The sequence below is a fragment of the Citrifermentans bemidjiense Bem genome, assembly GCF_000020725.1.
Lineage (GTDB): Bacteria > Desulfobacterota > Desulfuromonadia > Geobacterales > Geobacteraceae > Geomonas > Geomonas bemidjiensis.
Genome location: NC_011146.1, coordinates 37,795 through 58,838 on the forward strand (window position 1 = coordinate 37,795; position 21,044 = coordinate 58,838).

The following is a 21,044-nucleotide window of genomic DNA, read 5'->3' on the forward strand; positions in this document are numbered from 1 at the left end:
GCCCTTGGGCTACAGCAGTTGTTTCTCTCTTAAAAGCGGCTTCGGGTCGGTGATGACGCTCTCGAAGCCGAGGTTCCCGGAGGGGACTCCCATGGCGAGGGCGGCGAGCTGCGTGATGTAGAAGACCGGCAGGTCGCGCTGGTCCTTGGGTGCTCCTTGCTGCAGCTCGGAGCCGAAGATGTTGCCGAACAGCGTGGAGTCGGGGGCGCCATAGGCGTCCTTGATCTCCTTCTGCCTGATGTCGAGGTTGCCGTGGCAAAGCGGGCAGGCGACCATGATGCAGTCGGCGCCGGCGAGCCGCGCCGATTCCAGGATGGCGTTGGAGAGCTTCAGCACCACGCCCGGGCGCGACAGGGTGAAGTTGGCCCCGCAGCACTCCATCCGGTGCGACCACTTGACCGGCTCGGCGCCGAGCGCGCGCAGGATATCTTCCATGATGCTCGGGTCCTCGCAGTCGTCGAGCTCGGGGACTTCGGGGGGGCGGGTGAGGAGGCAGCCGTAGTAGCTTGCCACCTTCAGCCCGAGCAGCGGCTTCTTGACGCTCTCCTCCAGCTTGGACAGGCCGAATTCCCGCGCCAGGATCTCCAGGATGTGCTTGACCGGTTTGTCGAGGGCAGCCGGTCCGGCGATGGCGGTTTCGACCTGCTTCCTCTTCTCTTCGTCCTCTTTCAGGTGGTGCTGCGTGGTCTTAAGCCGCGAGAAACAGGCGGCGCAGGCAACGGCCAGGTCACCTTCGACCTGCTCCGCCAGCGAGAGGTTCTTGGCGCAAAGGGAGAGCGACAAAAGCTCGTCCACGTTGTGGGCCGGGGTGGCGCCGCAGCAGAACCAGTCCGGCACCTCCTTCAGCCCCACGTTCAGCGCTTTGAAAAGCGCCCGGGTGGAGATGTCGTATTCGCGCCCCGAGGCATGCAGCGAGCAGCCGGGGTAGTAGGAATAATTGAGCCGTTTCTTGCCAGGTGTCACAGCGCCTCTCCTTTCTTGCGCATCTCCTCGATCCTCTTGAAGATCGCCTCGATCTCACCGATGTTCTTGTTTTTCGAATGGAACATCTTGAGCTTTCCCTTGGAGATCAGCTTCGGCCCGAGCATCAGGTCTTTCAGGAACTGCCCGCTCTTCATGTTGAACGCGGCGCCAAGCCTCAGCTCGTACTGCCTGCCGTAGGTGCGGATGTTCTCGATGAAGAGCCGGTTGGCGAGCTGCACGTAGCTTTCCTTCGAGGGGCCGTCGGCGTCCCAGGAGAGCTTTCTCAGCGCGTCCATGATGCCGGCGAGGTCGACCTTGTTCGGGCAGCGGGTGGTGCAGGTCTCGCAGGAGGCGCAGTACCAGATGGAGCGGCCGGCGAGGACGCGCTGCCCCTGCCCGAGCTGCAGTAGCCGGACGATCCGGTTGGGGGGGTGCTCCATGAACGCCGACATCGGGCAGCCGGCGGAGCACTTGCCGCACTGGAAACAGCGCCGCACCGAGCTGCCGGAAAGCGCCTCCACCTTTTTCACGAAACCGACGTTCATGGTCTCGTTCGACAGGTGCATCAATTTGTTTTTCACAGCGGACCTCGTGAGGTAGTGAGAAATTTAATAAACGGCGAGAATCATACGACCACTCCGACCGGGACGCAAGGAGAAAGTTCCTTCACATGTCATTCTTCAAGAACAGCGTTTTACAAATGACTGTTTTGGCGAGTGTCGAAAAAATGCAGCTGGAATATACGCCATTTTAAAACAAAAAAGCAAGGATTTGTTGCGCGTTGAAGTAATTGAAAAAGAAGGATTTTTAAAGAAAGTGACGCTAATTACGTGAAATTATCGAGAAATTCGGGCGACGCAATTCGAAGAAAAAGGCGAATTTTAAAACAACGGTGGGAGGACAAGCGATATTAGGCTAAAGTCACTGAAGTTACGGGGAAAATGGAAGCAATGCGTACCTTGTTGCACCAGCCGCTGAAAGCGGGAGTTTGGTGCGGGTATACACGATTTTAAAACAAAAAACGTTCATGTGGCGGGGGGTAAAAGCTTTGACAGGAAAAGTGAAATGTAATAATAGTACCGTGGCGTTAGACCTGGACGAGGTGTGCCATCGAGGAACTGAAGAGACTATACCGCTACGTGCGGACCTGCAGGGGGGCCTACCTGGGCGGCGCGCTGCTGCTGGTCGGCACCAACCTGTGCGGGCTAGCGATTCCTTGGCTGCTGAAGCTCGCCATCGAGGAGTTGCAGCATCCGGCTTCGGGCCGCTTCACCCCTGGGCAGTACGGCGCCATGATCGCGGCAGCCGCCGTGGGTCAAGGGATAATCCGCGTTTTCTCACGCACCACGCTCCTTAACGCCGGGCGGCGTATCGAGTACCTGTTGCGCGAGGACCTCTACGGCAAGCTGTTGACGCTCGACCGCACCTATTTCTCCAACTGGCGTACCGGCGACATCCTCTCCCGGCTGGCAAACGACTTGACCAACGTCAGGATGCTGCTCGGCTTCGGGGTGCTGAGCGTGCTCAACACCTTCGTCGTCTACACCGCTGCCCTTATACTGCTGACCCGCATCTCCCCCTTTCTCACCATCTGCGCCATAGCCCCTTTCCCGTTGATGATCTTCATCGTGAAGAAGCTGAGCGCCTCGATGTTCAAGACCTCAAAACGCATGCAGGAGGCGCTTTCCAGGCTGACCACCCGGGTGGAGGAAAACGTCTCCGCCGCCGCGGTGGTGAAAGCGTATTGCCGCGAGGAGGGGGAGATCGAGACCTTCCGGCAGGTCTGTGACGGCTACAGCGACGCGAGCATGGCGGTCGCCAAGATCCGCGGGTTTATGCTCCCGGTCATGGCCTCGACCGGCGCTTTCGGTACGCTCATCATCCTCTTCGTCGGGGGCGCGCAGGTGGTCCGCGGCGAGCTGACCCTGGGCGGCTTCGTCGCCTTCAACGGCTACCTCGCCATGCTGGTGTGGCCGACCATCATGCTGGGATGGATTCTGAACCTGGTGCAGCGGGGCGCGGCCTCCATGGCGCGGCTGGGCGAGATCCTCAACGCCAGCGCCGAGGTGGTCGAGCCGAGCGACCCCGTCGATCCCGGCGAAATCAGGGGAGAGATAGAGTTTCGCAACCTGACCTTCTCCTACGGTGCGACCGAGATGCTGCGCGGCATAACGCTGAAGGTGCCGGCTGGGTCGCGGATTGGTATCGTCGGAGTGGTGGGAAGCGGCAAGTCCACCCTGGTCAGGATGATCCCCAGGCTTTTCCCGGTGCCCGACGGCACCGTCTTCATCGACGGCGTCGATCTGAACCGGATTTCCCTGGAGAAGATCCGTGCCGCCGTCGGCTTCGTGCCGCAGGAAGGCTTTCTCTTCTCGCGCAGCATCGCCGAGAACGTTGCCTACGGAAAGCCCGGGGCGGGGAGAGAAGAAATCGAGCGTGCCGTAAGGATAGCCGGACTCGCCGGGGACGTAGCGCGCTTTCCGCAGGGGTTGGAGACCATGGTGGGCGAGAGGGGGGTGACCCTTTCCGGCGGACAGCGCCAGAGGGTTTCCATAGCTCGCGCGCTCCTCAAGGAGCCGAGCATACTGGTGCTGGACGACCCCCTTTCCGCGGTCGACGCCGATACCGAGGAAGAGATATTGTCGGCCCTGTCCGGGTATTACGGCGAGCGGACCGTGCTGATCGTATCGCACAGGCTGTCCCCCCTGCGGGGGTGCGACCAGATCATCGTTCTCGAGCAGGGGGCCATCGTCGAACAGGGAAGCCACGAGGAGCTTTTGGAGTTGGGCGGGCGCTACGCTGCCATCCATAAGGAAGAGCAGTTGAAGGCGGAGATAGAGAGGCTTTAGTATGCACTTTGGCGGGATCTACGAGGATGAGATAGTCGGCAAGATGTACGACCGGCGGCTGATGGGGCGCTTCTTCCCCTACTTGCTGCCGTATCGCCGCCTCATCACGGCCGCGCTCGTTCTTCTCCCCTTCGTGGCGGCAGCCAAGCTGGTCCAGCCCTGGATACTCAAGCTGGCGATCGACGACCACATCACCAAGGGAGTCATGGCCGGGCTCCCGTCATTGGCGGCGCTTTTCCTCGGCGTCATCCTCGCCGAGTCGCTTCTCATGTTCGCGCAGGTTTACCTCCTGCAGTACGTGGGTCAGAAGGTGATGTACGACATCCGGGTGCAGCTCTTCTCGCACATCCAACGCCTCTCCGCCCGCTTCTTCGACCGGACCCCGGTCGGGAGCCTCGTCTCCAGGCTCACCAGCGACATCGAGGTGCTGGGGGAGATGTTCGCGGCGGGCATCGTCACCGTGGTGGGGGACGTCCTGGTCCTGGCGGGGATCGTCGGCATCATGCTCTTCATGAACGTGAAGCTGTCGCTGGTCACCTTCTCGGTGCTCCCTTTCCTGATCTGGACGGCGTTCGCTTTCAGGAGGTGGATGCGCGCGGCGTTCAGGCAGGTGCGGGCCAGGCAGAGTAACTTAAGTGCTTTTCTGACTGAGAGCATCGGCGGCATGGCGGTGGTGCAGCTCTTCAACCGCGAGAGGGACGAGGCGCGCGAATTCCGCAGGCTGAACACGGCGTACATGGAGTCGAACCTCCCAGTCATCACCTGGGACGCGGCGCTCTACGCGGTGGTAGAGACCCTCTCCTCGGTGGCCGTGGCGCTCATCATCTGGTACGGCGGAGGGGAGATCGTCAGGGGCACCCTTTCCTTCGGCGCCCTGGTCGCCTTCATCCAGTACATCGAGCGCTTCTTCTCCCCGATCCGGGACCTTTCGGCCAAGTACTCGGTGATGCAGGGTGCGATGGCTTCCCTGGAGCGGATCTTCACGCTGCTGGACAACCAGGCGCTGGAACCCGCCCTGCTCAACGGCGGGAGCGCCGGCGCCGGAAAAGAGAAAGGAACACCCTGCCAGACGGCGCCGGATGAGGCGGGGAGCAGCATCTGCTTCAACGACATCTGGTTCGCCTACAGCGACGACGCCTACGTGCTCAAGGGCTTTTCCCTGCAGATGAGGCGCGGCGAGAAGGTGGCGCTGGTCGGGGAGACCGGCGGCGGCAAGACCACAGTGACGCGCCTTCTCTCCCGGCTCTACGACGTGAACCGAGGCTCGATAACGGTCGACGGCGCCGATATACGGGACATCCCGCTGAAGACCCTGCGGAAGCGGATAGGGGTGGTGCTGCAGGATCCCTATCTCTTTTCCGGGACCATCGCTTACAACATCTCGTTGGGCGATCCGGAGGCGCAGAAGCGCGTGGAAAAGGCCGCGGCCGTGGTCGGCGCCGATCGTTTCATAAGGGAGCTTCCCAAGGGGTTCGAGGAGGAGGTGCGGGAGCGCGGGGTGAACTTCTCGGCCGGGGAGCGGCAGCTGATCTCCTTCGCCCGCGCGGTGGCCTTCGACCCCGACATCCTGGTTCTCGACGAGGCGACGGCGAGCGTGGATACGGCGAGCGAGCGCCTGATCCAGCGAGGGCTGGAGGGGCTGATGCATGGGAGGACTACGCTGGTAGTAGCGCACCGGCTCTCCACCATCCGCGACGCCGACCGCATCGTGGTCATCCATCATGGCGAAAAGATGGAAGAAGGGACCCACGCGGAACTGATGGATGCCAAAGGGGTCTACTACCGGCTTTACCAGCTGCAGTTCAAGGATTGAGACTCCCTCCCCCAACCTTATTTTCTCTTGGAGCAACGAACGATGAAGCATCTTATTCTCGGCACTGCCGGACACATAGACCATGGCAAGACCTCCCTGGTGAAGGCGCTGACCGGTGTGGATACCGACCGGCTCAAGGAGGAAAAGGCCCGCGGCATCACCATCGAGCTCGGGTTCGCGCACCTGGAGCTGCCGGGAGACCTGCGCTTTGGCATCGTCGACGTGCCGGGGCACGAGAGGTTCGTGCGCACCATGGTCGCCGGCGTGGGGGGGATGGACCTGGTGCTCCTGGTCATCGCCGCCGACGAGGGGATCATGCCCCAAACCCGCGAGCACCTCGAGATCTGCCAGCTCTTGGGGGTTAAGCGCGGCATCGTCGTCCTCAGCAAAAAGGACACGGTGGAGCCGGACTGGCTCGACCTGGTGACCGAGGAAGTGCGCGAGTATCTGGCCGAGAGCTTTCTGGCGGGCGCGCCCATCGTCGCAGTTTCTTCCCGGACCGGCGATGGCATCGAGGCGCTGAAGGCCGAGCTGACCCGGATGGCGGGAGAGATCGAGCAGAAGCGGGTCGATTCCCCCTTTCGGCTCCCGGTCGACCGCGTCTTCACCGTGACCGGCTTCGGTACCGTCGTCACCGGGACCCTTCTCTCCGGCGCGGTATCGGTCGGGGACGAGGTCGAGATACTTCCTTCCGGCATCGCCTGCCGCGTGCGCGGCGTGCAGTCCTTCGGCTCCAAAGTCGAGAAGGGGGGAGCGGGGGAGAGGCTTGCGGTCAACCTGCAGGGGGTTGACCACACGGATGTTGAGCGCGGCGATGTCGTCGTCCCCAAGGGGCTCTACCAGCCGACCAGCGCCGTCGACGTTCGGCTCAACTACCTTGCCTCCGCGGGGAAGGAGCTGAAGCACCGCGCCACCGTCAGGCTCCATTCGGCGACCTACGAGGTGCCCGCCAAGATCATCCTCTTCGACCGGGGCGCGCTGCAGCCCGGCGAGAGCGCCTACGTGCAGTTGCGCCTCTCCAGGCCGGTGCTGTTGCTGCCGGGCGACCCGTTCGTGCTCCGCACTTATTCGCCCCAGGCGACCCTCGGGGGGGGCACGGTGCTCGACCCTGCCCCGCCGAGAAGGCGCAGGCGCTCCGTCGAGGCGCTGGAACTCTTGGCTGCGGCGGAATCCGGGGCCGACCAGGAGAGGATTCGCCTCTTGGTGGAGTCGTCGCTTCTCTCAGGGATTTCGGTGCAGGAGATGGTGAACCGCTCCGGCATGTCCGCAAAGCGGATCGAGGCCGCCTTGGCGCCCCTTCTCTCCAGCGGCGCGGCGATTCAGGTGGTGAAGGAGCCTCGCATCTTCCTGGGCAAGGACGCTTTCGCCCAATTGAAGCAGAAGCTGTCCGGCGAACTGCACGACTACCTGGAAGAGAACCCGATGCAAGAGGGGATTGGGAAGGAAGAGCTCAAATCCCGGATACCGAAGCGGAGCGACCCACGTTTCTTCGGCCCGCTTTTGGCCAGCATGGAGAAGGACGGACAGGCCCTTTCCGACCGCGATCTGGTCAAGCTCCCCGGGCGCAAGGCAGGCGTGACCCAGGACCAGGCGAGCGTCCAGGCGGCGCTGGAGGAGGCGCTGAAAAAGGGATGGTGCGAGCCTCCCACCCTGAAGGAGCTCTGCGACATGCTGGGCTGCAGCGAGAAGCAGGTGTTAGATCATGCGAACCTGCTCACCCGCGAAGGGAGGGTGGCGAAGATCAAGGGGGACATCTTCTATGCCCCAGGGGCCGTGGCCGAGTTGCGCGAGAAGCTCGTGGCGCGGTTGAAGGAAAAAGGCGAGATCACTCCCCCGGAATTCCGCGAGGTCACGGGCCTCAGCCGTAAGTTCATGATTCCGCTTCTGGAATACTTCGACAGCGAGAAGCTCACCATCAGGATGGGGGATAAGAGGATATTGCGGAAGGGATGAAAAGCAAAACCGTTAACAAGGAGCAAATCTGAGGAAATCTGAGCAAGGCGGGAGAGAACCACTACCTGGAGGTTCTCTCCTCGCTTTTCTCAGAAGTCCTCAGACGTTCTCCTTGTTAATGGTTTTAAGGTTTTACCAGATATAGTCCTTGGCGATGTCCCGCTTGTCCTTGCCGTAGAGGATGTGAAACGCCCGGAGCCTTTTGAGCGCCACCGGCGAGAGGCTCCCCAGCGGCAGATAGATGATCCTCTTCCCCAGACGCGCCGCCTGCTGCTTCAGATAGCTCCTCGGCGGCTTCGCCGCAGCATATACCACGTCCTTCTCCAACGAATAATCCAGCGCCGCCATCAACAGCACTTCACCCTTCCCCAAGGCGCCGCGGTAATCCGGGTCCTGCCAGACGTCGTGCATCCGGCGCGGCGGGTAGCTTAACAGGAACCCGCCGTACTCGCAGCGGGAAATGCCGGGACCGACGATATTATCCGTGGGAGGAGTGGCATAAAAAGCCATGTCCGATTCCTGTTCGTGCTCGCCGAGCCAGGTCATGCAGTACGGATACCCTGCGTCCTCCCGGTCCTCGTCGAAGACCACCACCACGCACCCTACCCCGCTCTTTAACCGCTTGTTCTCCTTTACGTAGATCTTCCCTTCGTGCAGGTTCCTGATGGTCTCGCGCATGTCGATCCCGTCCAGAAGGGACGCCGAGAAAGGTTCGGTCCGGCTCGCCTCCTCGCTCAGCTGCCGCGCCCCGATCCGCTTCAGGTTCCTTCCGTATTCCTCGATGCTCAAGTCCTCGGGGGGATAGGAGCAGATGTACGGGTCGTCGAACCCCTCCAGCCAGTCGCCGGGGCGCTTTTCCTTGCGCCGGTTCGTCATCTTGATGCCGGAGCGCCCCTTGCCGCGTACCTGTTCCCGGGGGCGAAAGCGTATCCTGCGGGTCCCCGCCGAAAGCTCGGCCGCGGAAAGCCTCAGGGTTGGGATATCGCTTTGTTCGCGCTGCCAGGGGTAGTGCGCGGCCAGCCGGAAGAAGGCGTAGGCGAAGTTGTCGTCGAGGCACCCCCGGGCGGCGGCGAGCATCTGGTACAGGTCGGGAAGGAGCATCTGCGACAGGAGTGCGTAGTTCCTGGCGAAACGGAAGAAGGCCCGCTTCTGCCAGTAGTGGACCTTGTCCCCGGTCTCCTGGCGGTAGTGGCGCGCCGCCTCCAGGAAGAGCCGCAGCATGATCTTCTGGCGGTCCGGCATCTCCCCTTCGTCCCCTATGCGGTGGGCGCTGCGCTGGATCGACTCCAAGAGCGCCTGCTCCTCGGGGATCGACTGCTTCCCTCCCAGGATCAGCTCGAAGGCGTTGAAGCTTTTACGCAAGGAGGCCGCCTGCGCGGGTTCGGGGGGGAGCGGCGATCGCCTGGTTTCGTAGAGGGAGGAAAGAAAGGGATATTCGGCCAGGACCTCGTGGCAGCATTCCGGGTGCAGGTTGAAGATGGCGATCCCTTCGCGGTGGGTGCGGGTAAGAGGCTGCGCCAGAGGCCGCCCGAAGTTTTCCCGGATCCGCACCAGGTGCGACATGCCGCAGATGAAAAGAACCCTTTGGTGCTGCGCCGAGAGCTGCTGCAGCCTGTGGGCCATGCCGAGCTCGCGGCGCAGGTCCTCCTCGCAAGGCTCCAGGTCGCGGTACAGCTTTTCCACCTCCCGGTAGAACGGTTCCAGCCCGATGCGCTGCACCGCGTAGGAGTCGGGAAGCTGCTCGTCGTGGGACGGGTAGCTGTCCAGGTCGATGTCGACCAGGTGCAGCGGGATGCGGTGCTTGAGCGCGAGCCGCGCCCCCTCGATGAGAGGGTCGGCGGGTTCGACGAGGAGAAAGGCGGATTGGCCGGCGACGTGGTAGGCGAGGACGGAAATCTCGGGGAGGCGCGCGACGGCGCGCAGGAACTGCGGTTCCAGGGTCCTGGGGAGCTCGATGGCGATGCAGTCCGGTTTCAGAACCTCATACGCCTCCCGCACCAGGTGGGCGAACTCCATCCGGTAGTGCAGGATGGGGAGGGCGTGGACGTTGCCGAAATTTTCGAGATGCAAGCGTTCGGGCATAGGAATAGTTGGTGGTAAAACTCCAGAAGTTACTTGAGGTAGCGGAGTGCCTCTTCGCCGAGGATCCTCTCCACCGCAAGCGGCAGCAACTCACGCGGATCCTTTTCCGTGGCTGCCATCATCTTCAGCGCGTAGCGCGCGATGTTGATGCCGTCCCGCACCGAATAGGGCTCGTCGGAGGCGTGCCCGCGCTGCAGGAACTGCACGACGTAATTGAGGATGGAGCTTCCGGCGAAAGGGAGGTTTTCCTTCAGGATGGCCAGCTCCTCGTCCGCCTCGGGAAAATCGATGAAGAGCTGCGGCTGCAGCCTGGAATGGATGTACTCAGGGACTTCGAAGGTGGAGGAGTCCTCGTTCATCGTCACCACGATCCTAAAGTCCGGATGGGCGGTGATGCGCAAGCCGGTGATGATCGATTCGACGTAGCGGCGGTCGTCCAGAAGCGGCGCGAGGGAAGCCCACGCCTTCTCGCTCATGCGGTTCCCCTCGTCGAGGATGAGCACGCCGCCGCTGATCATGGCGGAGACTAGGGAAGAAGCCGCGTACTGGATGGACCCTTCCGGTCCGATCACCGGCGTCACGATCAGGTCCTCGGGGCGCGTGTCCATGGTGGCCTGGAAGAGGTAGACCTTGCGTTCCAGTCGTTTTGCGGCGGCATAGGCGAGGGTGGTTTTCCCCACGCCGGGCTTGCCGATCAGGCGGGGGTTGAAAGGGATGTCCCGTTCGTCGATCACCATCCACGCGGCCAGGAGTTGTTTTAAAAGTTCCTCGTCCCCCACCCAGCGCAGCGGCAGCTCGATGGGGTTGGCAAGGGTGAGGTTGATGCCGTCCAAAGTGATGCGTTCCATGTAAGGCTCCAAAAACGAAAACCGTTGGCAAGGAGGCAATCTGAGGAAATCTGAGCAAAGGCGGGAGAAACCCAAACCTCTAAGGGTTCTCTCCTTGGTTTTTCTCAGATGTCCTCAGATGTTCTCCTTGCCAATGGTTTCAGGGTTTCAGGTGTTCACGTCGTGACCGTACATCATGACCAGCCGGGCGCGGTTCTCGCGGCAGCTGCGGCACAACTCGCCGGCATCCTTAAAAAGCTCTTCCGCCAGCCATTCCCCCGCTTCGCCGTACAGCGTGTCTGGCTCGTTCTCATCGTACTCTTTCTTGCAGATGCTGCAGGTTTTCATCACTTCGCCGCCGTTTTCACCAGGTCCGCCAGGCACTCCAGGAAGAGCGGCGAGGAGTTAAGCGACTCGCTCCGCACGAAACGCTCGATGCCGAGCGCCTTCGCTTCCTCGCCGTACTGGATGTCGATCTCGTACAGGGTCTCGATGTGGTCGGAAACAAATGAAAGCGGGACCATCAGGAGGTTCTTTTTCCCGGCCTTGGCCATCTGCTCGATGGTCGCCTCGGTGGAAGGCTCCAGCCACTTGACCCGGCTCGCCTTGGACTGGAAGCAGAGGGTGTGGCTCCCCTCCCCCACCTGCTCCATGACCAGGCGCACCGTCTCCTGGATGTGGTCCAGGTACGGATCCCCTTCTTCGATGAAGGACTGGGGGAGCGAGTGGGCGGAGAATACGATCTCCACGTCCTTGCGGTCGGGGAACGAGGCCAGCCCCTGCACCACCTTCTCCGACAAGGCCTTGATGTAGAGCGGATGGTTGTAGAAGCGGTCGATGTAGCTGATCTCGAACTTCGCCCCCGACTCCTTCAGCACGCGCTTAAGCTCGTTGAGGCTCGATCCGGTAGTCGCCTTAGAGTAGTGCGGGTAGAGCGACAGCGCGATCACTCGCTCAATTCCTGCGCGCTTGATCGCCGCCAGCGCGTCGATGGTTGAGGGGCGGGAATAGCGCATGGCCACGAAGGAGCGGAAATCCTCCCCCAATAGCTGCTGCAGCCCCTCTCCCTGTGCCTCGGTCAGTTCGCGGATCGGGGACTTGCCGCCGATCTGCCGGTAATACTCCTCCACCTTGGGCGCGCGCTTATTGACGATGCGCCGGGCGATGAACGGCTGCAGGAAAGCGGGCCCGATTTTGATGATGTCCCGGTCCGTGAACAGATTCATAAGGAAGGGGTGCACGGCGTCCAGGGAGTCAGGGCCTCCCATCTGGAGCAGAAGGAGTGCTGTTTTTGATGACATAGCGACCTCGGCAGTTGGGAAAAGGGGACAGGCTACTTTTTAAAAAAATAAAGTAGCCTGTCCCCCTTTTAATAGCAGAAAAAGACGATTAGGAGAACTCCTTAAATTCATTGGGGTGGCTGGAGGAATACCGGCAGGAAACAAAAAAAGGGGACAGGCTACTTTTTCGAAAAATAAAGTAGCCTGTCCCCCTTTTTGCTTAGCCGCCGGATTAGCGGACTCCGGCCTTGGTCAGGTGGGAGGTGTAGCGGACGTCGGTCCCCTTTATGTGCTTGACCAGCCAGTTCTGCAGGAATTCGATGACGTCGTGGGTAAGGAGGGTCTCGCCGGCGTTGAATTTCTGCTGCAGCGCCACAACCTGCTGCACCAGGTCCCGGTGCGCCCTGACGTGGGCCTCTTCCTCGGGATAGCCGCTCTTGCGGAAGGCCTCTTCCTCGGCGGCGAAGTGGCTGCCGGTGTATTCGATCAGGCGGTTCAAGACCGAGCCGATCGCTTCCTTGCTCCGCTTGTGCTGCATGGCCTGGTTCAGTTCGTTCACCATGGCGAAGAGCTTCTTGTGCTGATCGTCGAACGTGCCGATGTTGGTGGCGAAACTCTGGTCCCAGACCATGGCGTCGGAGAGCTGGAAGTGCGACACCAATTGGTGCAGTTCGTCCACCTGCTGGACCAGCTTGCCGGTGGCGGCCCTGGTGTCGCGGGCGCTTTCCACGTTGCTGTTGACCACGCTGGTAATCATCTGGATGTTGCTGGTGATCTCGTGGGTGGTAGCCGTCTGCTCCTCCGCCGCGGTGGCGATCTGGGAGAGCTGCATGGTCAGGTCGTTGATCATCTTGAGGATGCCGTTCAGCGCCTCGCCGGAGCGGCAGGTTTCGGCGGTTCCCTGGTTCACCTGCTCGACCCCTTCTCCCATGGAGCCGACGGCGGCTCTGGTCTCGGTCTGGATCGACTTGATCATGGCGTCGATCTCCTTGGTGGCGCGGGTGGTCCGCTCCGCCAGGGCGCGCACTTCGTCGGCGACGACGGCGAAGCCGCGGCCGGTCTCGCCGGCGCGGGCGGCCTCGATGGCCGCGTTCAGGGCCAAAAGGTTCGTCTGGTCGGCGATGTCCTCGATGGTCCCGGCTATGGCGCCGATCTGGTCGGAACGCTCGCCCAACCCTGCGACGGAACTGGAGGTGGCCATGACGCGCTGGGCGATGTTCTCCATGAGCCTTGCGCTGTTGCTGACGATCTCGGCGCCGGAGGTGGTCTCCTCGGTGGCCCTGTGGGCGTTCTCGGCGGCGTAGAGGCAGTTGCGCGCAATGTCGCCGGAGGTGGCGGACATTTCTTCACTGGCGGTAGCTATGGTGGAGGCCTGCAGCGCGACGTCCTCGGCCGCGGCAGCCATGGCGTCGTTCGTCGCGCTCACCAGGGCGACGGAATCGCGTACCAGATCGGTGACGGTGAAGAACTGGTGCATGGTCTTGTTCCAGTCGCCCATCATGGTGTTGAATGCGGACCCTATGCGTCCTATCTCGCCGTTGCCGGCGGCGGTCACCCGGTAGGAAAGGTTGCCCGCCGCGGCGCTTTCCAGCGCGATGGCCATTTCCTCCAGCGCCTTGGTTTCCCCACGTGACGACAGGCCGCAGGCTACGGCGCATAGGAGGATTATCACGGCGCCGACGGCGAACAGACCAACCCCGCTGCCGAAGGCAACGGCAGCGCCAATCGTGGCTGCGACAGCAATGAAGTTGATCGTTAAGACGCGAGAGAATAAGGACATACGATCTCCTGTAGATCTTGGCATTTAAGATTCACAGTCGTTTATCGTCTCGCGTAATTTAAAACTTGAGCAATTAGTGAAACTATATGGAGAAAACCGGAGAGGATTACGGATGGGAGGGGCAACCCGCCCCGCGACTGTCGAGGGCCGCGGGGCGTGCGCTGGAATCTTGGGCCGTTGCCGGCTGTTACCGGGAGCTGTCTACGTTGTGTGCGACCGTACTGCGGTTGGTCCCTGCTTGGCTGTCCTGTGGGCTTGTGCGGATTTCATTTGTATCCTGCTTCAGTTGGACCTGTTCCGAATGCTCGGCCTGCATCACCAATCCACAGGAGAGGATGATTGCAGCCATGACCAATTTACCGCGGTAATTCTTCATGCCGGCCTCCTTGTCGCCGAAAGGGCGGGGTCGCCGCCCACAGGCTAGATTGCCATATGAGGAATGAGATTGGGACAGTCTAATGTATATGATTATTAAGTCAAGCTTAATAATTTGGCCGGCACATCTTCCCTCTTTCGACGGAGCAAACCCGTAGCTATGCTCCCAGCGCAGGTCTGCATTTTTTGCTCCTGCAATGGACATGCTGCAACTTTCCATTACAATGAGCACTTGTCTTTTAATGATCTTGGCAAGGCGGGATGACACATGGGTTTCATAAGGCGGTGGGGAGCGTGGGTGCCGGTTTTGGTGCTGCTTTTTTGGGGCACCGCAGCGGCGCATGTGGAAGGGCCCCAGCCGCTTAGCTCCTTTTCCTCCGCCGGCGCCAATGCCCAACCGCTCGGGCTCACCGAGAGGCTGGGCGGCCGTATACCTCTCGATTTGACCTTCCGGGACGAGACGGGGCGCGAACGGCGCCTGTCGGAACTCATCACCGGGCCAACCATCATCCTTCCCGTCTATTATTCATGCACCAACGTTTGCAACTATATGCAGGAAGGTTTGGCCAGGGTGCTCCCGGAGATCAAGCTGGTCCCGGGAAAGGACTACCGGGTCCTGTCGTTGAGCTTCGACGAGCGCGAGACGCCGGAGCGGGCGGCACGCTCCAAGCGGATGTACGAGACGGTGATGCGCGGGAAATTCCCCGCCGGCAACTGGACCTTCCTGACCGGCGACGCGGCGAGCATCCACAAGCTCACCGATGCGGCCGGATTCCAGTTCCGGCGCCAGGGGAACGATTTCGTGCATCCAGTGGCGAGCTTCGTGGTGGCTGGCGACGGCATGATCGTCCGTTACCTCTACGGCACCCAATTCCTGGCCAAGGACGTCACCCTTGCCCTGATCGAGGCTCGCCAGGGGAGGGTCGGCGCCACCATCAGCAAGATGGTGAGTTACTGCTTCAGCTTCGATCCCAAGAGCAAAAGCTACGAATTCAACCTGTTGCGGGTGAGCGCCACGGTGATCATCGCCTGCGTGCTCGCATTCGCCGTCTTCCTCGTTTTCGGAGGCAAAAAACCGCCGGCGGGTAAAGGGCAGTAAAGGGAATAACAGCGACAAGATCACTGGCGCCTGTGACAGGGTGCCGGTTCGTTCGGAGGGAAAATGAGTCAAGATACGGCAATGGCGCAGGGCGGTTTCTGGCGGGATACCAGGAGGAGCGGGATAGGCTCCTGGATCTTCTCAACCGACCACAAGCGGATAGGGATGATGTACCTCTACTGCGTACTGAGCTTCTTCCTGGTCGGGGTCGTCCTCGGGTTCCTGATCCGGCTGGAGCTGATCGCGCCCGGCCCGACCATCGTCACCGCCCAGACCTACAACGCCCTCTTTACGGTGCACGGGGTGGTGATGATCTTTCTCTTCATCATCCCGGGGATACCGGCCTCCTTCGGCAACCTGGTGCTCCCCATCCAGTTGGGCGCCCGCGACGTCGCCTTTCCCAGGGTGAATCTTTTATCCTGGTGGCTCTACGCCATCGGCGCCGTCATCGTGCTGGTTTCCCTCTTCACAGGCGGAGGCGCGCCCGACACCGGGTGGACCTTCTACGTCCCCTTCAGCGCCAGGACCAGCACCAACGTCTCCCTGGCTGTCTTCGGCGTATTCGTCCTCGGCTTTTCCTCCATCCTCACCGGGATCAACTTCATCACCACCATCCACCGCATGCGCGCACCGGGGATGACCTGGACCCGGATCCCGCTATTCACCTGGAGCCTATACGCGACAGCCTGGGTGCAGGTGCTCGCCACCCCGATCATCGCCATCACGCTCCTATTGGTGGTGACCGAGCGGATCCTGGGCCTCGGGCTTTTCGACCCCAACCGCGGCGGGGACCCGGTAATGTACCAGCACATGTTCTGGATCTACTCGCACCCCGCCGTGTACATCATGATCCTGCCGGGCATGGGGGTGATCTCGGACATCATCCCGGTCTTCTCCAGAAAGCCCATCTTCGGCTACAAGATGATCGCCTTTTCCAGCCTCGCCATCGCCGCGGCCGGCTCCGCCGTCTGGGGGCACCACATGTACACCTCGGGGATGAGCGACCTGGGCGTACTAGTCTTCTCGTTCCTGACCTTCATCGTGGCGATCCCCTCGGCCATCAAGGTGTTCAACTGGGTCTCCACCATGTACAAGGGCTCCATCTCGCTTGAGGCCCCCATGCTCTTCGCGCTCTCCTTCATCCTGCTTTTCTCCATCGGCGGCTTGTCCGGGCTGATCCTCGGCGCCGCCGCCACCGACATCCACGTGCACGACACCCATTTCGTGGTCGGGCATTTCCGCTACGTCATGTTCGGCGGCACCGGTTTCGCCTTCTTCGCGGCGGCGCATTACTGGCTCCCCAAATACTACGGGCGCAGATATAAGGAAAAGCCCGCCATCGTCGGCTGGATCCTCATGTTCGTAGGCTTCAACGTCATGTACTTCACCATGCAGGTGCTGGGGATGGAGGGGATGCCCAGGCGTTATTACGACTACCTCCCGGAATTCACCCGGCTGAACGTCGTCGCCACCGTCGGGAGCTGGATCCTGGTGGCCGGAATCGTCATAGTGGTCTGGAACCTCTGGCGCGGCCTGTTCAGGGGCGAGCCGTTCACCGGCAACCCCTGGGGAGGCGCGACGCTTGAGTGGAGCATCGCGACGCCTCCTCCCACCGAAAATTTTGATGAGGACCCGGTGGTGACCCACGGGCCGTACGAGTTCAAGGGGGCAGGCATTCCATGAGTCATGCGGAAAAGGACAGTTTTGGTGCAAAGCTCGGCATGTGGTTGTTCCTGTTCACAGAGATGCTTCTCTTTGGCGGGGTCTTCATCCTCTACTCGGTCTACCTGACCCGGTACCCGAAGGAGTTCGGCCTGGGGGGGCACCAGCTGGACCTGGTCTTTGGCGCGACCAACACGGTGGTGCTTCTGACCAGCTCACTCTTCGCCGCCATGTCGGTCACCGCCATCAAGCGGGGGGCGAAGCAGCTCACCTTGGGGCTTCTCTCCGGCACCATCGGCTGCGCGCTCATCTTCTTGTTCATCAAGTACCTGGAGTGGAGCGCCAAATTCCATCACGGCATCTATCCGAACTCCCCCAAGCTGATCGCGGGGCCGCCGGGAGAATCGATCTTCTTCAGCCTGTACTACCTCACCACCGGGCTGCACGGGATCCATGTCATCATCGGCGGGATCCTGATGACCTGGACAGCAGTCATGGTGCAAAAGGGAATGCTCAACAGCGCTGACAACGTCACCCTGGAAAACGTGACACTGTACTGGCATCTGGTTGACTTGGTCTGGATCTTCATCTTCCCGCTCTACTACTTGATTCTTTAGAAACAGATAAAGATTGAGATTGAGACAAACCTAAAAGCAACAGCGTAAAACGGAAGCAGTAATACTGGGTTTACTTAATCTTAATCTCAATCTTAATCTAGATTTTGGGAGACAACGTGGAACATACGGAACATATCCTGAGTTACGGGAAGCTGACAGCGGTCTGGGTGGCGCTGCTGGTCCTTACCGCCGCCACTATCATGGTCACACGGTTCGAGCTGGGGGTCTGGAAGGTCTGGGCGGCGCTCGCCATCGCCAGCGTCAAGTCCGGCCTGGTGATCGCCTTCTTCATGCACATGAAGTACGAGCCGCGGCTATTCCGCATCATCCTGTTCGTGGCCCTCTTCACCCTGGCCGGATTCATCGGGGGCACCTTTTTCGACGTACTCTACCGTTAGAGGGGCATCGTGGAAAATCAGCTAATTACATCGACGCAACAAGCCGTAGACCCGGTATTCACCTTCCTCTTTGGCGCCTGCCTGGTGCTGCTTTTGGGGATCACCGCGACCATGGTTTATTTCGTGGTCCGCTACCGCCGCTCCAAGAACCCGGAGCCGACCTCGCAGGTCTCGGGGAGTCCGCTTCTGGAGGTGGTCTGGACCGTCCTCCCCACCATCCTGGTGATGGGGATGTTCTACTACGGCTGGACTAGCTATCTGTCGCTCAGGACGGTGCCGAAAAACGCGATGCAGGTTAAGGCCGAGGCGAGGATGTGGTCCTGGAACTTCGTCTACGACAACGGCAAGCAAAGCGGCAAGCTCTACGTCCCGGTAGGGAGGGCGGTACAGGTGAACCTTGAGTCGAAGGACGTGGTGCACGGCTTCTACGTCCCCGCCTTCAAGATCAAGCGGGACGTGGTCCCGGGTATGAAGAACCACGTCTGGTTCGTGGCGACGAGCCCAGGCACCTACGACCTCTTCTGTTCGCAGTACTGCGGCACCGGCCACTCCGCCATGATCACCACGGTCGAAGCCCTCCCCCCGGCGCAGTTTGCCGCCTGGCTGCAGCAGACAGCCGCAGGGGGCGCGGCTCAGGGACAGGCGCTTTTGGAAAAATACGGCTGCCTCGGCTGCCACTCGCTGGACGGTACCAGGAAAGTCGGGCCCACCTTCAAGGGGCTCTACGGAAGCCAGGTCAAGGTCGAAAGGGAAAAGAAAGAGGAAACGGTCACAGCTGATGACGTCTACCTGCGCGAATCCATACTCAATCCCGCGGCCGCCATCGTGGACGACTACCCCGCGGTGATGCCCCCCTCCACCATGCCTGAGGCGGATTTGAAGGCGGTGATCGAGTACCTGAAGGGGTTGAAGTGAGAATACTGGCGCGACTTTTTCGGCTGCCGCTAGCGCTCATGAACGGGGCCGCTGCGGCGGCGGGTTACCTGCTCTTCCCCTCTCCGGCCCAGCGCCCTACCCTCTTGGCCGTCTTCCTGGGTGTGGCGCTTTTGGCCGCGGCAGGCTCCGCGCTGAACCAGGTCATGGAGCGGGACCTCGATGCGCTTATGCGGCGCACCTGCGACCGCCCTCTTCCCACCGGAAAACTCACACCGGCCGCCGCCCTCCTGGCGGGACTCGCTGCGCTTTCGGCAGGCGCCGCCCTTCTTTCCCTCGTGGCCGGTACGGTTCCGGCCGCCGTCTCTCTTTTCACCCTCCTCTGGTACCTGGCGCTGTACACCCCCCTGAAGCGGGTCAGTTCGCTGGCGCTTCTGGTCGGAGGGTTGTGCGGGTGCGGCGCGCCGCTGGTCGGGTGGAGCGCCGCCGGCGGGGGAATCGGGGAGTTTCCGGTCATCCTGCTGGCCGGGGTCATTTACCTCTGGCAGGTGCCGCATTTCTGGCAGTTGCAGCGAAAACATGCCGACGACTATCGGCGCGCAGGTTTCCCCGTCTTCACGCCTCCCGCCGGCGCCGACGGTTGCGCGCCGCTTTGCCGGCTCTGGATGGCGGCCATGGTCGCCGGGACCTTGATGCTTCCGCTCTTCGGCGTCGTCCGGGCCACGCCCCTTATCTGCACCATACTGCTGCCGGTACCCCTCCTGTTCTGGTCCAGGAAGCGTTGGGAACCCTTCGCCGGTTTGGTGCTTCATTGCTACCCGCTACTGGTCACCCTTGCTATATTCGGTGCTAAATGACAGGAGGAGCCTTAAGATGGCCGACAAGATAAAATGCGAGACCCCGCTGAAACACAAGGATCACATGTGCAAGCTGAAAAAAGACGGCAGGACCGAGGAACTGGAGAAGTTCCAGGAAAACCCCATCGTCTTCTGCAACAAGTGCAAGATGCAGGCGAACGACCCCTGCCGGCTCTGTAACCCCAGGACGATCAAGGGCGCGCACAACTAACTTAATCTCGTTCCCAAGGTCCACCTTGGGAACGCAGGGCCCTGCCGAAGCTCCAGCTTTCCCGGATGCAAAGCTGGAGCTTTGCGCCGCATTGGGTTCCCAAGCTGGAGATTGGGAACCAGGGACTAAAAAAGCCCCCTCTTTTTCCCATCGGTTTCCGGGAGGAGGGGGCTTTCTGTTCGGCTCGGTAGACACCCGCTGAGGTCAGCCGATGACCCCCACGGACTTCCCGATCCGGGTGAAGATGTCCAGCCCAAGGTCGAGATCTTCACGGGAGTGGGAGGCGCTGATCATGACCCTGATGCGCGCCTTCCCTTGCGGGACGGTCGGGTAGCCGATCGGCATGGCGAAGATTCCGGGGTCGGAATCGAAGAGCATGCGCGAAAAATTTTGGGCGAGCGTCGCGTCCCCGATCATCACCGGCGTGATTGGAGTGACGCTGGCGCCGATGTCGAACCCAGCTCCCCGCATCCCCTCCTTGAAGTAGCGCGTGTTTTCCCAGAGCCGCTCTACCAGCTCGGTCCCCTCCTCCAACAGGTCGACCGCAGCGAGGCACGCCGCCGTGTCGGCGGCGGTTACCGCGCTCGAAAAGAGGAAAGGGCGCGCCTTCTGCCGGATCCACTCGATGACCGTGCTGCTCCCGGCAATGACCCCGCCCATGACGCCGAAGGCCTTGGAGAGGGTCCCTATCTCCAGGTCGAACTTCCCGTTCAGCTGGAAGTGGTCCACGATGCCGCGCCCGCCGCGCCCAAGGACCCCCTCGCCGTGGGCGTCGTCCACCATGGTGATGATGCCGTGGCGCTCGCAGAGCTCGAAGAGCCGGTCCAAGGGGGCTATGTCGCCGTCCATGGAAAAGACCCCGTCGGTGATCAAAAGGGCCCGCCGGTACTCCCCCAGGTTCTCCTTGATGGCACGTTCGCAATCCTCTACGTCGCAGTGCTCGTACACCACGACCCGGGCGGAGGAAAGCCTGCAGCCGTCGATGATGCTGGCGTGGTTCAGCCGGTCGGTGAAGATGACGTCCCCCTTCCCCACCATGGAGGGGATGGCCGCCTGGTTGGCGCAAAACCCGGACTGGACGTAGAGGGCGTCCTCGACCCCCTTGAAGGCGGCCAGCCGCTCCTCCAGCAACCGGTGCAACTCCAGGGTCCCGGCGATGCTTCTGACCGCCGCCGGCCCCACTCCCCAGATCTGTACCGCGGCCCGGGCCGCCTCCTTGAGCCGCGGGTGGTTGGCGAGCCCCAGGTAGTTGTTGGTGCAGAAATTGAGCACCTTCTTGCCGTCGACCACCATCCAGGGGCCGCAGGCCGAACCGATGGTGCGGATATGCGTCTTCAGCCCCTGCTGTTTCAGGGCCTCCATTTCCTCATTGATCCACTCGAACTTCTCGGACATCCTTTGCCTC

Annotated in this window: 19 protein-coding genes; 10 read left to right on the forward strand and 9 right to left on the reverse strand. The window is 61.5% G+C overall.

Annotated features, from left to right (window positions below; all coding sequences use genetic code 11):
• Positions 1-9: 9 nt before the first annotated feature.
• Both GBEM_RS00160 and GBEM_RS00165 read right to left on the reverse strand, forming a co-directional pair.
• Entirely contained in the window at positions 10-963 is a 954-nt protein-coding gene (locus tag GBEM_RS00160) for a CoB--CoM heterodisulfide reductase iron-sulfur subunit B family protein (protein WP_012528472.1), read from the reverse strand.
• Entirely contained in the window at positions 960-1,544 is a 585-nt protein-coding gene (locus GBEM_RS00165; protein WP_012528473.1) for a 4Fe-4S dicluster domain-containing protein, read from the reverse strand. Before GBEM_RS00165 ends, GBEM_RS00160 begins: the two co-directional genes overlap by 4 nt.
• A gap of 558 nt (positions 1,545-2,102) precedes the next feature.
• Here GBEM_RS00165 and GBEM_RS00170 point away from each other — a divergent pair.
• From GBEM_RS00170 to selB, 3 genes are read left to right on the forward strand one after another with little or no spacing between them, the layout of a single operon-like run.
• Positions 2,103-3,812, forward strand: a complete 1,710-nt coding sequence (locus GBEM_RS00170) for an ABC transporter ATP-binding protein (protein WP_012528474.1) — start codon at positions 2,103-2,105, stop codon at positions 3,810-3,812.
• Position 3,813: 1 nt separating this feature from the next.
• Entirely contained in the window at positions 3,814-5,625 is a 1,812-nt protein-coding gene (locus GBEM_RS00175) for an ABC transporter ATP-binding protein (RefSeq protein WP_012528475.1), read from the forward strand.
• A 42-nt stretch (positions 5,626-5,667) separates the two neighbouring features.
• The gene (gene selB / locus GBEM_RS00180; RefSeq protein WP_012528476.1) at positions 5,668-7,578 is read left to right on the forward strand and encodes a selenocysteine-specific translation elongation factor; all 1,911 of its coding nucleotides are present in this window, start codon (positions 5,668-5,670) and stop codon (positions 7,576-7,578) included.
• A gap of 132 nt (positions 7,579-7,710) precedes the next feature.
• Here selB and GBEM_RS00185 read toward each other — a convergent pair whose 3' ends face one another.
• The 6 genes from GBEM_RS00185 to GBEM_RS00210 all read right to left on the reverse strand — a co-directional run bounded on the left by GBEM_RS00185 (position 7,711) and on the right by GBEM_RS00210 (position 13,923).
• On the reverse strand, positions 7,711-9,660 hold the full coding sequence (locus tag GBEM_RS00185; protein WP_012528477.1) for a TraB/GumN family protein: 1,950 nt from the start codon (positions 9,658-9,660) through the stop codon (positions 7,711-7,713).
• Positions 9,661-9,689: 29 nt separating this feature from the next.
• A complete protein-coding gene (locus GBEM_RS00190; RefSeq protein ID WP_012528478.1) occupies positions 9,690-10,508 on the reverse strand; it encodes an AAA family ATPase in 819 nt (272 codons plus the stop codon).
• A gap of 147 nt (positions 10,509-10,655) precedes the next feature.
• On the reverse strand, positions 10,656-10,835 hold the full coding sequence (locus tag GBEM_RS00195; RefSeq protein ID WP_012528479.1) for a hypothetical protein: 180 nt from the start codon (positions 10,833-10,835) through the stop codon (positions 10,656-10,658).
• Positions 10,835-11,788 carry a ferrochelatase gene (gene hemH / locus GBEM_RS00200; protein WP_012528480.1) on the reverse strand — a complete coding sequence of 318 codons (954 nt, stop codon included), beginning with the start codon at positions 11,786-11,788 and terminating at the stop codon, positions 10,835-10,837. Before hemH ends, GBEM_RS00195 begins: the two co-directional genes overlap by 1 nt.
• Before the next feature lie 211 nt (positions 11,789-11,999).
• A complete protein-coding gene (locus GBEM_RS00205) occupies positions 12,000-13,547 on the reverse strand; it encodes a bacteriohemerythrin (protein ID WP_012528481.1) in 1,548 nt (515 codons plus the stop codon).
• Positions 13,548-13,734: 187 nt separating this feature from the next.
• Positions 13,735-13,923, reverse strand: coding sequence for a hypothetical protein (locus tag GBEM_RS00210; RefSeq protein WP_012528482.1), 189 nt, complete (start codon positions 13,921-13,923; stop codon positions 13,735-13,737).
• A 297-nt stretch (positions 13,924-14,220) separates the two neighbouring features.
• Here GBEM_RS00210 and GBEM_RS00215 point away from each other — a divergent pair, with 297 nt between their 5' ends.
• From GBEM_RS00215 to GBEM_RS00245, 7 genes are all read left to right on the forward strand, one after another.
• Entirely contained in the window at positions 14,221-15,021 is an 801-nt protein-coding gene (locus GBEM_RS00215) for an SCO family protein (protein WP_226373905.1), read from the forward strand.
• 63 nt (positions 15,022-15,084) lie between these two features.
• Entirely contained in the window at positions 15,085-16,704 is a 1,620-nt protein-coding gene (gene ctaD / locus GBEM_RS00220; protein ID WP_012528484.1) for a cytochrome c oxidase subunit I, read from the forward strand.
• Positions 16,701-17,300: a cytochrome c oxidase subunit 3 family protein gene (locus tag GBEM_RS00225; protein ID WP_012528485.1), complete on the forward strand. Its 600-nt coding sequence runs from the start codon at positions 16,701-16,703 to the stop codon at positions 17,298-17,300. Before ctaD ends, GBEM_RS00225 begins: the two co-directional genes overlap by 4 nt.
• Before the next feature lie 116 nt (positions 17,301-17,416).
• Positions 17,417-17,698 (forward strand): cytochrome C oxidase subunit IV family protein, encoded by a 282-nt coding sequence (locus GBEM_RS00230; RefSeq protein WP_012528486.1) that lies wholly within the window; start codon positions 17,417-17,419, stop codon positions 17,696-17,698.
• Positions 17,699-17,707: 9 nt separating this feature from the next.
• Entirely contained in the window at positions 17,708-18,613 is a 906-nt protein-coding gene (gene coxB, locus GBEM_RS00235; RefSeq protein WP_012528487.1) for a cytochrome c oxidase subunit II, read from the forward strand.
• Positions 18,614-18,651: 38 nt separating this feature from the next.
• On the forward strand, positions 18,652-19,428 hold the full coding sequence (locus GBEM_RS00240) for a UbiA family prenyltransferase (RefSeq protein ID WP_169308697.1): 777 nt from the start codon (positions 18,652-18,654) through the stop codon (positions 19,426-19,428).
• Between the two features lie 16 nt (positions 19,429-19,444).
• The gene (locus tag GBEM_RS00245) at positions 19,445-19,639 is read left to right on the forward strand and encodes a hypothetical protein (protein WP_012528489.1); all 195 of its coding nucleotides are present in this window, start codon (positions 19,445-19,447) and stop codon (positions 19,637-19,639) included.
• 204 nt (positions 19,640-19,843) lie between these two features.
• On the opposite strand, the gene GBEM_RS00250 is transcribed toward GBEM_RS00245, so the two are convergent.
• Positions 19,844-21,034, reverse strand: coding sequence for a glycine C-acetyltransferase (locus GBEM_RS00250; protein WP_012528490.1), 1,191 nt, complete (start codon positions 21,032-21,034; stop codon positions 19,844-19,846).
• Between the last annotated feature and the right edge of the window lie 10 nt (positions 21,035-21,044).